The 12,867-nt window shown below is 71.1% G+C and carries 11 protein-coding genes; 8 read left to right on the forward strand and 3 right to left on the reverse strand.

The features are described from left to right. Position 1 precedes the first annotated feature (1 nt). The 3 genes from secF to ACH4K1_RS14855 all read left to right on the forward strand — a co-directional run bounded on the left by secF (position 2) and on the right by ACH4K1_RS14855 (position 4,409). Entirely contained in the window at positions 2-1,090 is a 1,089-nt protein-coding gene (gene secF, locus ACH4K1_RS14845) for a protein translocase subunit SecF (protein ID WP_228992564.1), read from the forward strand. 3 nt (positions 1,091-1,093) lie between these two features. Next, positions 1,094-1,645 (forward strand): adenine phosphoribosyltransferase, encoded by a 552-nt coding sequence (locus ACH4K1_RS14850; RefSeq protein ID WP_398089569.1) that lies wholly within the window; start codon positions 1,094-1,096, stop codon positions 1,643-1,645. Positions 1,646-1,862: 217 nt separating this feature from the next. Beyond that, complete coding sequence (locus tag ACH4K1_RS14855) at positions 1,863-4,409, forward strand: RelA/SpoT family protein (RefSeq protein ID WP_398089717.1); 2,547 nt, start codon at positions 1,863-1,865, stop codon at positions 4,407-4,409. A gap of 67 nt (positions 4,410-4,476) precedes the next feature. On the opposite strand, the gene ACH4K1_RS14860 is transcribed toward ACH4K1_RS14855, so the two are convergent. Continuing rightward, positions 4,477-5,706, reverse strand: a complete 1,230-nt coding sequence (locus ACH4K1_RS14860) for a DUF349 domain-containing protein (RefSeq protein WP_398089570.1) — start codon at positions 5,704-5,706, stop codon at positions 4,477-4,479. Between the two features lie 210 nt (positions 5,707-5,916). Continuing rightward, positions 5,917-6,708: a peptidylprolyl isomerase gene (locus ACH4K1_RS14865; protein ID WP_398089571.1), complete on the reverse strand. Its 792-nt coding sequence runs from the start codon at positions 6,706-6,708 to the stop codon at positions 5,917-5,919. A 149-nt stretch (positions 6,709-6,857) separates the two neighbouring features. On the opposite strand from ACH4K1_RS14865, the gene ACH4K1_RS14870 reads away from it, so the two are divergent. The 4 genes from ACH4K1_RS14870 to ACH4K1_RS14885 all read left to right on the forward strand — a co-directional run bounded on the left by ACH4K1_RS14870 (position 6,858) and on the right by ACH4K1_RS14885 (position 11,286). Then, positions 6,858-7,547: an MBL fold metallo-hydrolase gene (locus tag ACH4K1_RS14870; RefSeq protein WP_398089572.1), complete on the forward strand. Its 690-nt coding sequence runs from the start codon at positions 6,858-6,860 to the stop codon at positions 7,545-7,547. 17 nt (positions 7,548-7,564) lie between these two features. Further along, the gene (gene hisS, locus ACH4K1_RS14875) at positions 7,565-8,827 is read left to right on the forward strand and encodes a histidine--tRNA ligase (protein WP_228992573.1); all 1,263 of its coding nucleotides are present in this window, start codon (positions 7,565-7,567) and stop codon (positions 8,825-8,827) included. A gap of 374 nt (positions 8,828-9,201) precedes the next feature. Next, positions 9,202-9,840: a vitamin K epoxide reductase family protein gene (locus tag ACH4K1_RS14880; RefSeq protein WP_398089574.1), complete on the forward strand. Its 639-nt coding sequence runs from the start codon at positions 9,202-9,204 to the stop codon at positions 9,838-9,840. Positions 9,841-9,915: 75 nt separating this feature from the next. After that, a complete protein-coding gene (locus ACH4K1_RS14885; protein WP_398089575.1) occupies positions 9,916-11,286 on the forward strand; it encodes a replication-associated recombination protein A in 1,371 nt (456 codons plus the stop codon). 59 nt (positions 11,287-11,345) lie between these two features. Here the strand turns inward: ACH4K1_RS14885 and ACH4K1_RS14890 are convergent, their stop codons facing one another. Then, positions 11,346-12,047 carry a DUF2470 domain-containing protein gene (locus ACH4K1_RS14890; RefSeq protein ID WP_398089576.1) on the reverse strand — a complete coding sequence of 234 codons (702 nt, stop codon included), beginning with the start codon at positions 12,045-12,047 and terminating at the stop codon, positions 11,346-11,348. Between the two features lie 191 nt (positions 12,048-12,238). Between ACH4K1_RS14890 and rpsD the strand changes: the two genes are divergently transcribed. Continuing rightward, positions 12,239-12,853: a 30S ribosomal protein S4 gene (rpsD, locus tag ACH4K1_RS14895; RefSeq protein ID WP_003970343.1), complete on the forward strand. Its 615-nt coding sequence runs from the start codon at positions 12,239-12,241 to the stop codon at positions 12,851-12,853. The last annotated feature ends 14 nt before the right edge of the window (positions 12,854-12,867 follow it).

A 12,867-nucleotide genomic window follows, 5' to 3' on the forward strand; every position in this document is an offset into this window, starting at 1 on the left:
GATGTCGCGACTCGGCAATCTCGGCGCCCGGCTCTACCGCGGCGAGGTCGGCTACGACTTCATCCGCAACCGCAAGATCTGGTACGGCATCTCGATCCTGATCACCATCACGGCCATCATCGGCGTGGCGGTCGGCGGGCTGCGGATGGGCATCGAGTTCAAGGGCGGCGCGGTCTTCACGACCGACACCAAGGCCCGGATCTCCACCGCCCAGGCCACCGACGTGGCGACCGAGGCGTCCGGCCACATGGCGATCGTCCAGGAACTCGGCAACGGCGGTCTGCGCATCCAGATCACCGAGGTCGACACCGCCAAGGCCAACGAGATCAAGGAGACCCTCTCCGACGAACTCGGCATCCCGGCCAACGACATCAACGCGGACCTGGTCGGCCCCAGCTGGGGCGAGCAGATCGCGAACAAGGCGTGGACCGGTCTCGGGGTCTTCATGGTCCTGGTGGTGATCTACCTGGCCATCGCCTTCGAGTGGCGGATGGCCGTCGCCGCCCTGATCGCGCTGATCCACGACATCACCATCACGGTCGGCGTCTACGCCCTCGTCGGCTTCGAGGTCACGCCGGGCACGGTGATCGGTCTGCTGACCATCCTCGGTTACTCCCTGTACGACACGGTGGTGGTCTTCGACAGCCTCAAGGAGGGCCAGAAGGACATCACCAAGCAGACCCGCTTCACGTACAGCGAGATCGCCAACCGGTCGATCAACAGCACCCTCGTCCGCTCCATCAACACCACCGTGGTGGCGCTGCTGCCGGTGGCCGGTCTGCTGTTCATCGGCGGCGGCGTCTTCGGCGCGGGCATGCTGAACGACATCTCGCTCTCGCTCTTCGTCGGCCTCGCCGCCGGCGCCTACTCCTCGATCTTCATCGCCACGCCGCTCGTCGCCGACCTCAAGGAACGCGACCCGCAGATGAAGGCGCTGAAGAAGCGGGTGCTGGCCAAGCGGGCCGCCGCGGCCGCCAGGGGCGAGTCCCCGGACGACGGGACCGAGGACCCGCGCGACGCCGCCGAGACGGCGGGCGCAGCGGCGATCGGCCGCCCCCGGTCCCACGGCCGCACCCCCGGGAAGCACTGAGCGATGACGAGCACCACCGAACCCCTCCGCGAGCTGCTGCTCAGCCGGATCCGCGATGTCGCGGACTACCCGAAGCCGGGCGTGATGTTCAAGGACATCACCCCGCTGCTCGCGGACCCGGTCGCCTTCACGGCGCTCACCGACGCCCTCGCGGAGCTGTGCGTACGCCACGGCGCCACCAAGGTCGTCGGGCTGGAGGCGCGCGGTTTCATCCTGGCCGCGCCCGTCGCGGTCCGGGCGGGCCTCGGCTTCATCCCGGTCCGCAAGGCCGGGAAGCTCCCCGGAGCCACGCTGAGCCAGTCCTACGAGCTGGAGTACGGCAGCGCCGAGATCGAGATCCACGCCGAGGACCTCGACCCGGCGGACCGGGTCATGGTCATCGACGACGTCCTGGCCACCGGCGGCACCGCCGAGGCGTCGCTGGAGCTCATCCGGCGGGCCGGCGCCCGGGTCGCGGGCGTCGCGGTCCTCATGGAGCTCGGCTTCCTCGCCGGGCGGGCACGGCTGGAGCCGGGCCTGGACGGCGCCCCGCTGGAGGCCCTGATCACCGTCTGATCCGTGGCCGGACTCCGGCGACGGAGACCGGCCACGCCGGAACGGGCGCCCGGGAACACCGGGTGCCCGTTCCTCGTTGTCCGGTCTCCCGCCGTCCCCGGGCGAGGTCCCGCCGGGGGATCGATACCATGGGCTCTCCGGGTACCCCGGATCCGCACGAGGAGCGCTCTTGCCAGACGAGGCCCAGTCAGCCGCCGCCCCGCAGCCCGAGAAGCCCGTGGCGGCTCCCGCCACGCCGGACAAGGCCGCGCCCTCGAACGCGCCGGAGCCCGCGCCCGCCGACGCCGCGCGCCCCCCGGGGACGCTGCAGCCGGCGAAGCCCGCCGCCCCCGAAGCCCCGCCGAACCCGGCCGGGACGACGGGCCCGGTGCAGCCGCCGGCCAGGAAGCCCGCCCCCGCCGCGCCCAAGCCCCCGCCCCCCGGACCCCCCGCGAAGTCCGGAGCCTCCGCCGGCTCCCGCTCCGGCGGCTCCTCCAACCGCGTACGGGCCCGCCTCGCCCGACTGGGCGTACAGCGCTCCAGCCCGTACAACCCGGTCCTGGAGCCCCTCCTGCGGACCGTCCGGGGCAACGACCCCAAGATCGAGACGGCCACGCTCCGCCAGATCGAGAAGGCCTACCAGGTCGCCGAGCGGTGGCACCGGGGCCAGAAGCGCAAGAGCGGCGACCCCTACATCACCCACCCGCTGGCCGTGACCACGATCCTCGCCGAGCTGGGGATGGACCCGGCGACGCTGATGGCGGGCCTGCTGCACGACACCGTCGAGGACACCGAGTACGGCCTCGACACGCTCAAGCGCGACTTCGGCGACCAGGTCGCCCTCCTCGTCGACGGCGTCACCAAGCTGGACAAGGTCAAGTTCGGCGAGGCCGCCCAGGCCGAGACCGTACGCAAGATGGTGGTCGCCATGGCCAAGGACCCCCGGGTCCTGGTCATCAAACTCGCCGACCGGCTGCACAACATGCGCACCATGCGCTACCTCAAGCGGGAGAAGCAGGAGAAGAAGGCCCGCGAGACGCTGGAGATCTACGCCCCGCTGGCGCACCGGCTGGGCATGAACACCATCAAGTGGGAGCTGGAGGACCTCGCCTTCGCGATCCTCTACCCCAAGATGTACGACGAGATCGTCCGCCTCGTCGCCGAGCGGGCCCCCAAGCGCGACGAATACCTCGCCATAGTGACCGACGAGGTCCAGGCCGACCTGCGCGCCGCTCGCATCAAGGCCACCGTCACCGGCCGCCCCAAGCACTACTACAGCGTCTACCAGAAGATGATCGTGCGGGGCCGCGACTTCGCCGAGATCTACGACCTGGTGGGCATCCGCGTCCTCGTCGACACCGTCCGCGACTGCTACGCGGCGCTCGGCACCGTCCACGCCCGGTGGAACCCGGTCCCGGGGCGGTTCAAGGACTACATCGCGATGCCCAAGTTCAACATGTACCAGTCACTGCACACCACGGTGATCGGTCCCAGCGGCAAACCCGTCGAACTGCAGATCCGCACCTTCGACATGCACCGCCGCGCCGAGTACGGCATCGCCGCCCACTGGAAGTACAAGCAGGAGGCCGTCGCCGGCGCCTCCAAGGTGCGCACCGACGTCCCCAGGAACACCGGGCGCGGCCAGGACACCGTCAACGACATGGCGTGGCTGCGCCAGCTCCTGGACTGGCAGAAGGAGACCGAGGACCCCAGCGAGTTCCTGGAGTCCCTGCGCTTCGACCTCTCGCGCAACGAGGTCTTCGTCTTCACGCCGAAGGGCGACGTGATAGCGCTGCCCGCCGGCGCGACCCCGGTCGACTTCGCGTACGCGGTCCACACCGAGGTCGGCCACCGGACCATAGGAGCACGCGTCAACGGGCGGCTCGTCCCGCTCGAATCGACGCTCGACAACGGCGACCTGGTCGAGGTCTTCACCTCCAAGGCCGCCGGCGCCGGGCCCTCCCGGGACTGGCTCGGCTTCGTCAAGTCGCCGCGCGCCCGCAACAAGATCCGCGCCTGGTTCTCCAAGGAGCGCCGCGACGAGGCCATCGAGCAGGGCAAGGACGCCATCGCGCGCGCCATGCGCAAGCAGAACCTGCCGATCCAGCGCATCCTGACCGGCGACTCCCTGGTCACCCTCGCCCACGAGATGCGCTACCCCGACATCTCCTCGCTGTACGCGGCGATCGGCGAGGGCCATGTCGCGGCGGCCGGCGTCGTCCAGAAGCTGGTCCAGGCGCTCGGCGGCCACGACGAGGCCAACGAGGACATCGCCGAGTCCACCCCGCCCTCCCACGGCGGTCGCGGCAAGCGCCGCGCCAACGCCGACCCCGGCGTCGTCGTCAAGGGCGTCGAGGACGTCTGGGTCAAACTCGCCCGCTGCTGCACGCCCGTGCCCGGCGACCCGATCATCGGCTTCGTCACCCGGGGCAGCGGCGTCTCCGTGCACCGCGCCGACTGCGTCAACGTGGAGTCGCTGTCGCAGCAGCCCGAGCGCATCCTCGACGTCGAGTGGGCCCCCACCCAGTCCTCGGTCTTCCTGGTCGCCATCCAGGTCGAGGCGCTGGACCGCTCCCGGCTGCTCTCCGACGTCACCCGGATCCTCTCCGACCAGCACGTCAACATCCTGTCGGCGGCCGTCCAGACCTCCCGCGACCGGGTGGCCACCTCGCGCTTCACCTTCGAGATGGGCGACCCCAAGCACCTGGGCCACGTCCTGAAGGCCGTGCGCGGCGTCGAGGGCGTCTACGACGTCTACCGGGTCACCTCGGCCCGCCGGCCCTGACACGCACGACGCGGAGGCCCCGGTACGCATCGCGTACCGGGGCCTCCGCGTCAGCGGGCTTCTTTCCTCAGCCGCCGAACTCCTCCAGGCCCTTCAGCGCCTGGTCCAGCAGCGCCTGACGCCCCTCCAGCTCCTTGGCCAGCTTGTCCGCGCGGGCGTTGTCGCCCCGGGCGCGCGCGGTGTCGATCTGGCCGCGCAGCTTGTCCACGGCGGCCTGCAGCTGACCGGTCAGTCCCTCGGCGCGGGCCCGCGCCTCCGGGTTGGTCCGGCGCCACTCGGCCTCCTCGGACTCCAGGAGCGCCCGCTCCACCGCCTGCATCCGGCCCTCGACCTTGGGGCGGGCGTCACGCGGGACGTGGCCGATGGCCTCCCAGCGCTCGTTGATGGACCGGAACGCGGCGCGGGCCGCCTTCAGGTCCTTCACCGGCACCAGCTTCTCGGCCTCGTCGGCGAGCTCCTCCTTCAGCTTGAGGTTCTCGCCCTGTTCGGCGTCCCGCTCCGCGAAGACCCCGCTGCGGGCGGCGAAGAAGACGTCCTGGGCGCCGCGGAAGCGGTTCCACAGGTCGTCCTCGGCCTCGCGCTGGGCGCGGCCCGCCGCCTTCCACTCGGTCATCAGGTCGCGGTAGCGCGCCGCCGTGCCCGCCCAGTCCGTCGAACCGGAGAGCGCCTCGGCCTCGGCGACCAGCTTCTCCTTGGCCTTGCGGGCCTCCTCGCGCTGGGCGTCCAGTGCGGCGAAGTGGGCCTTGCGCCGCTTGGAGAACGCCGAGCGGGCGTGCGAGAAGCGGTGCCACAGCTCGTCGTCCGACTTGCGGTCGAGGCGGGGGAGACCCTTCCAGCTGTCCACCAGCGCCCGCAGCCGCTCACCGGCCGACCGCCACTGCTCGCTCTTCGCCAGCTCCTCGGCCTCGGCGACCAGCGCCTCCTTGGCCTGCTTGGCCTCGTCGGTCTGCTTGGCCTTGAGGGCCTTGCGCTCCTCGCGCCGCGCCTCGACCGTCGCGACGAGCGCGTCCAGCCGGGTGCGGAGCGCGTCCAGGTCGCCCACCGCGTGGTGCTCGTCGACCTGCTGGCGCAGATGGTCGATGGCAGCCGTCGCGTCCTTCGCCGACAGGTCGGTGGTCTTCACCCGCCGTTCGAGGAGGCCGATCTCGACCACAATGCCGTCGTACTTGCGCTCGAAATAGGCCAGAGCCTCCTCGGGGGAACCGGCCTGCCACGATCCGACGACCTGCTCGCCCTCGGCTGTACGCACGTACACGGTGCCCGTCTCGTCGACGCGGCCCCACGGGTCGCTGCTCACAGCGCCTCCTCCACCTGATGCCTGCGAGGGGGTTCGCCCCCCGGGCATCGTCCACAGTTTCCTGGGGCGGGCACCGCCCGCCCTGCACAACGTCAATCTAGGCGACCGGCCGCCCGGCTGTCCGCACTCAGCGCGGCTGAAATTATCCGCCCCGGCCCGGGAGGGCCCCGTCCTGCCGGAGCCCTCCCGCCGGTCGCCGTCCCGCACGGCTCAGCTCTTCTCGACGGTCGCCTTCTCCACCGTCACGGCCTTCTTCGGGGCGCCGTCGCCGGCCCCGCCCTCGACACCGGCCTCGCCGACCTTCTGGACGGCCTTGAGGGAGGCGTCGTCCATCGTGCCGAACGGGGTGTACGTGGGCGGGAGCTTCGTCTCCTTGTAGACCAGGAAGAACTGGCTGCCGCCGGAGTCCGGCTGGCCGGTGTTGGCCATCGCCACCGTGCCGGGCGGGTAGACGACGGAGCCGTCGCCGCCGGCCTTGCCGAGCGCGTCCAGGTTCTCGTCCGGGATGGTGTAGCCCGGTCCGCCGGTGCCGTCGCCCTTGGGGTCGCCGCACTGGAGCACGAAGATGCCCTGGGTGGTCAGGCGGTGGCACTTGGTGCCGTCGAAGTAGCCCTTGTCGGCGAGCGCCTTGAAGGAGTTCACCGTCTGCGGGGTCTTCGCCGCCTCCATCGAGAACCCGATGTCGCCCTGGCTCGTCGTGAGCGACATCGTGTACGAAGCCTTCTTGTCGATCTTCATCGGCGGCAGCGGAGCCTTGCTCTCGCTCTCCGAGGGCTCCGGAGCCGGGCTCTGACTCGACGCCGTGTCGCTCTTCGCGTCCTTGTCGTCGTCCTTGCCCGCCACGACGAACGCGCTCACACCCACGACGGCGATCACGGCCACGGAGGCGGCGACGATCGCGGTGATGCGCTTCGTCCGGCGGCGGGCCTCCTCCCTGCGCTTCTGCTGGCGCTCGAACTTCTCCCGGGCGAGCTGCCGCCGCCGCTGTTCGCTGCTGGACACCGGTTGGGCTCCTTGTTACGTCGTGGGAATGAGGGCGTGAGCTGCCCGTACCGTATATGGGTTACCTGTGTGATGAGGAGCGCCGGTAGGCTCTGATCCGCCGCATCCTCCGCCGCGGCCGCATCCTCCGCCGAACATTAAGGACGATCGTGCTCATTGCCGGGTTCCCCGCCGGGGCCTGGGGGACCAACTGCTACCTGGTCGCCCCCGCCGCCGGTGAGGAGTGCGTGATCATCGACCCGGGCCACCAGGCCGCCCAGGGCGTCGAGGAAGCGCTGAGGAAACATCGGCTCAAGCCCGTCGCCGTCGTGCTCACCCACGGCCACATCGACCACGTCGCCTCGGTGGTCCCCGTCTGCGGCGCCCATGACGTCCCCGCCTGGATCCACCCCGAGGACCGCTACATGATGAGCGACCCGGAGAAGGCGCTCGGCCGCTCCATCGGGATGCCGCTCATGGGCGAGCTGACCGTGGGGGAGCCGGACGACGTCAAGGAGCTGGCCGACGGCGCGAAGCTGACCCTGGCCGGTCTGGAGTTCGGCGTCTCGCACGCGCCCGGCCATACCAAGGGGTCGGTGACGTTCGGGATGCCCGAGGCCGCGGACGTTCCGCCGGTCCTCTTCTCGGGCGACCTGCTCTTCGCCGGCTCCGTCGGACGCACCGACCTGCCCGGCGGCGACCACGCCGAGCTGCTCGAGTCGCTGGCCCGTGTGTGCCTGCCGCTCGACGACTCGACCGTGGTGCTGTCCGGCCACGGCCCCCAGACGACCATCGGCCGCGAGCGCGTCGCCAACCCGTTCCTGAACGGCTTGGACGCTTCGCCGCGCCGAGGACTGTAGACGAGAGACGTAACCACGTGAGCACCTTTCAGGCCCCCAAGGGCACGTACGACCTGACCCCGCCCCGTTCCGCGACGTTCCTGGCGGTGCGCGAGGCCATCTCCGCGCCCCTGCGCGACTCCGGCTACGGGTACATCGAGACGCCCGGCTTCGAGAACGTCGAGCTCTTCGCGCGCGGGGTCGGCGAGTCCACCGACATCGTCACCAAGGAGATGTACACCCTCACCACCAAGGGCGGCGACCAGCTGGCGCTGCGACCGGAGGGCACCGCGTCCGTCCTGCGCGCCGCCCTGGAGTCCAACCTCCACAAGGCCGGAAACCTCCCGGTCAAGCTCTGGTACTCCGGCTCGTACTACCGCTACGAGCGTCCGCAGGCGGGCCGCTACCGCCACTTCTCGCAGGTCGGCGCGGAGGCCATCGGCACCGAGGACCCGGTCCTGGACGCCGAGCTGATCATCCTCGCCGACCAGGCGTACCGCTCTCTGGGCCTGCGCCGGTTCCGCATCCTGCTGAACTCGCTGGGCGACAAGGAGTGCCGCCCCGTCTACCGCGAGGCGCTCCAGACCTTCCTGCGCGACCTCGACCTCGACGAGGAGACCCGCCGCCGCATCGAGATCAACCCGCTGCGCGTCCTGGACGACAAGCGGGCCGACGTGCAGAAGCAGCTCACCGACGCCCCCAAGCTCCGCGACCACCTGTGCGACGCGTGCAAGGCGTACCACGAAGAGGTCCGTGCCCTGCTCACGTCGGCCGGGGTCGCGTTCGAGGACGACGAGAAGCTGGTCCGCGGCCTCGACTACTACACCCGCACCACCTTCGAGTTCGTCCACGACGGTCTCGGCTCGCAGTCGGCGGTGGGCGGCGGCGGCCGCTACGACGGCCTCTCCGAGATGATCGGCGGCCCCGCGCTGCCGTCCGTGGGCTGGGCGCTCGGCGTGGACCGCACGGTCCTCGCGCTGGAGGCGGAGGGCGTCGAGCTCGACCTGCCCGCCCCCACCAGCGTGTACGCGGTCCCGCTCGGCGAGGAGGCCCGCCGGGCGCTCTTCGGCGTGGTCACCGAGCTGCGCCGGGCGGGGATCGCCGCGGACTTCGCGTTCGGCGGCCGGGGGCTGAAGGGCGCGATGAAGAGCGCCAACCGGTCGGGCGCGCGTTACACCCTGGTGGCGGGCGAGCGCGATCTCGCCGAGGGAATCGTCCAGCTCAAGGACATGGAGTCCGGCGAGCAGAGCGCGGTGCCGCTGGCCGAGGCCGTGGCGGAGCTGACGAAGCGGCTCGGCTGAGGACCGGGCCGCCCGGCCTGCGGAGCGGTTCGGCCCCCCCGGGGCCGAGCGGTTCGGCCGACCGGGCCGTGCACGGGGCGCTGCCGCCGGGACCATCGGGTCCCGGCGGCAGCGCCTTCCTGCCTGCCGTCAACCCGGTGAGCGCCCGTTCATCCTTGACGGGGTGGTTCCTCGGGGGACGCGCACGGGGCCGGTGGCGTGCGTCCGGTGAGGGGGAGCCGCGCATCGTCCGTCGTCGGGGCCCCGCACCGCCGGTGGCCGGCCGTTGCGGGCGTTCATCGGCGTACATCTTTATGTTCACCGAACGGTTGTGCCGGGCGGGGGTGCGGCACAATGACCTTGCCCGGCTGACCACTCGGTGATGGAACGGCGATATGACGACTGCAGCGGTAGACCACCCCCTCTCCTCCGACCAGGACGAGGACGGCGGCAAGCGCGCCTTCGGGGCCGGCCGCGGTCTCGCCCTGCTCCTGGTGATCACCGGTGCGGCCGGAGTGCTGGCCGCCTGGGTCATCACGATCGACAAGTTCAAGCTGCTGGAGGACCCCTCCTTCACCCCGGGATGCAGCCTCAACCCCGTGGTCGCCTGCGGCAACATCATGAAGAGCGAGCAGGCGTCGGTGTTCGGGTTCCCCAACCCGATGCTGGGCCTGGTCACGTACGGCATGGTCGTCGCGATCGGGATGGGGCTGCTCGCCGGAGCGCGCTTCCGCAGCTGGTTCTGGCTCGGACTGAACGCCGGGACGCTGTTCGGCGTCGGCTTCTGCACCTGGCTCCAGTACCAGTCGCTGTACAACATCAACTCGCTCTGCCTGTGGTGCTGCCTGGCCTGGGTCGCCACCATCGTCATGTTCTGCTACGTCACCACCCACAACGTCAGGAACCGCGTCCTGCCGGCCCCGGCCTGGCTGCGGAACGGGCTCACCGAGTTCCCGTGGGTGCTTCCGGTGCTGTGGATCGGGATCATCGGCATGCTGATCCTGACCCGCTGGTGGGACTTCTGGACCAGCTGAGGACGGGATGTGGGGCTAACCGCCTACGAAAATCCGTAGGTGGTTCTGTCGGCGGGGTCGCTTACGCTTCATGACGTGGAGCCCGACCTCTTTACCGCAGCAGCCGAAGACCGCCAGGAGAAGGACCCGTCCAGCAGTCCTCTCGCCGTCCGGATGCGTCCGCGCGTCCTCGACGAGGTGGTCGGCCAGCAGCATCTGCTGAAGCCGGGCTCGCCCCTGCGCCGTCTCGTCGGCGAGGGCGTCGGCGGCCCCGCCGGGGCGTCCTCCGTCATCCTCTGGGGCCCGCCCGGCACCGGCAAGACGACTTTGGCGTACGTGGTCAGCAAGGCCACCAACAAGCGGTTCGTCGAGCTCTCCGCGATCACCGCGGGCGTCAAGGAGGTCCGGGCCGTCATCGAGGGCGCGCGCCGCGCCACCGGCGGCTTCGGCAAGGAGACCGTCCTCTTCCTGGACGAGATCCACCGCTTCTCCAAGGCCCAGCAGGACTCCCTGCTCCCCGCCGTGGAGAACCGCTGGGTCACCCTCATCGCCGCCACCACGGAGAATCCGTACTTCTCGATCATCTCCCCGCTGCTCTCGCGCTCCCTGCTGCTCACCCTGGAGCCGCTGACCGACGACGACCTGCGCTCCCTGCTGCGCCGGGCGCTCACGGAGGAGCGGGGCCTCGGCGGTGCGGTCGCCCTGCCGGAGGAGGCCGAGGCGCATCTGCTGCGCATCGCGGGCGGCGACGCCCGCCGCGCCCTGACGGCGCTGGAGGCCGCGGCGGGCGCGGCCATCGCCACGGGGGAGGCGGAGATCACCCTGGAGACGGTCGAGGCGACCGTCGACCGCGCGGCCGTGAAGTACGACCGCGACGGCGACCAGCACTACGACGTGGCCAGCGCGCTCATCAAGTCGATCCGCGGCTCCGACGTGGACGCGGCCCTGCACTACCTGGCCCGGATGATCGAGGCGGGGGAGGACCCGCGGTTCATCGCCCGGCGGCTGATGATCTCGGCCAGCGAGGACATCGGCCTGGCCGACCCCACCGCGCTGCCGACCGCGGTGGCCGCCGCCCAGGCGGTGGCCATGATCGGTTTCCCCGAGGCGGCGCTCACCCTCAGCCACGCCACCATCGCCCTGGCGCTCGCCCCCAAGTCCAACGCGGCGACGCTGGCGATCTCGGCGGCGCAGGACGATGTGCGCAGGGGGCTGGCGGGGCCCGTCCCGGCCCACCTGCGCGACGGTCACTACAAGGGCGCGGCCAAGCTCGGCCACGCCCAGGGGTACGTCTACCCGCACGACGTGCAGGGCGGTATCGCCGCCCAGCAGTACGCGCCGGACGCGGTCCGCGACCGGCAGTACTACACCCCCACCCGCTACGGCGCGGAGGCGCGGTACGCGGACGTGGTCGAGCGGGTCCGCGAACGCCTCGGCCGCGTCGGCGACGGGTCGGGCCCGGCGTAGGGCGACCGGCTCACCCCTCGTGACGCCCCCGCCCGCCCGGCGGCCGGGGGAGGACCGGCTCAGAGCGCCGCCGCCTCGAAGAGGGTGTGCAGGGCGCGGCGCAGCTCCGTGACGTCGCGCACCGGCTCGGGGAACTCGAAGCGGGCGTCGAAGCAGGAGTCCCGGCCCTCGACGAACCGGACCCGCAGCCCGAAGCGGTCCAGGGCGACCGGCACGGCCCGGGGCGGGTGGCCGCCGCAGGCGCCGGTGTCGCGCTCGCCCAGCAGCCCGCGCAGGGCGCCCATCTGCTCGTCGTGGGAGGAGGCCAGGTGCTGGAGCAGCTCCGCCTCGTGGGCGGCCAGCGGATCGGGGACCGCGTCCCGGAAGTCCTCCGCCTCGATGCCCTCGGCGCCCCAGAGGTCGTCCACGTACGCCTCGCCGAACTCCAGGCGCAGCACCATCCGGCCGGGCCCGGCGATGCCGGGGACGCAGGTGAGCCAGCCGGAGACCCAGGCGCGTCCCCGGATGCGGTGCGGTACGGAGACCGGGGCGACGTCCGTGATCTCCAGCACGGCGGCCACGTCGTCGTCCTGCGCATGCGTCGCCGCCCGCACGGCCGGGGAATTCGCCGGGAATTCGAGGAACACGTCGCCCTCGGGTCCTACGTGCCTGCTCTCCGGGAGCAGCGGTTCCGCACGGGCCGGATCCAGCCCCGGTACGACGAGCAGCGCGGAGCAGGTACTCTGTACGAGAGTTCGTGTGCGCTCGGCTGCTGACGGCATCCGAGTGTTTTCTGGCCCGCTGGGACGCGGCTGACCACGATCTGATCGGCCTTCCGTCGTAGCAGCATCCTCCTTCGAGGTGCTGCCGCTGTCTGTGCTGTCCGTGACGTGAGTGGTGTTCCCAGGGCGAGACATGCGATCTCCTTGAGTAAGGTAAGCCTAACCTAACCTACAACGGAGGTCTGGAGAACGTGCCTAACCAGTCGCGTCCCAAGGTCAAGAAGTCGCGTGCCCTCGGCATCGCCCTGACGCCCAAGGCTGTCAAGTACTTCGAAGCGCGTCCGTACCCGCCGGGCGAGCACGGCCGTGGCCGCAAGCAGAACTCGGACTACAAGGTCCGTCTGCTGGAGAAGCAGCGCCTGCGTGCGCAGTACGACATCAGCGAGCGCCAGATGGCGCGTGCCTACGACCGCGCCAAGAAGGCCGAGGGCAAGACGGGCGAGGCGCTGGTCGTCGAGCTCGAGCGCCGTCTCGACGCCCTGGTCCTGCGTTCGGGCATCGCCCGCACCATCTACCAGGCCCGTCAGATGGTCGTCCACGGCCACATCGAGGTCAACGGCGGCAAGGTCGACAAGCCCTCCTTCCGCGTGCGCCCGGACGACATCGTCCAGGTCCGCGAGCGCAGCCGCTCCAAGGTCCCCTTCCAGGTGGCCCGCGAGGGCGGTTACGACACCGACGGCGAGACCCCGCGCTACCTCCAGGTGAACCTGAAGGCCCTGGCCTTCCGCCTGGACCGGGACCCGAACCGCAAGGAGATCCCGGTGATCTGCGACGAGCAGCTCGTCGTCGAGTACTACGCCCGCTGATCCAGGCGTAGCCG

The organism is Streptomyces sp. NPDC017448, assembly GCF_044330565.1.
Lineage (GTDB): Bacteria > Actinomycetota > Actinomycetes > Streptomycetales > Streptomycetaceae > Streptomyces.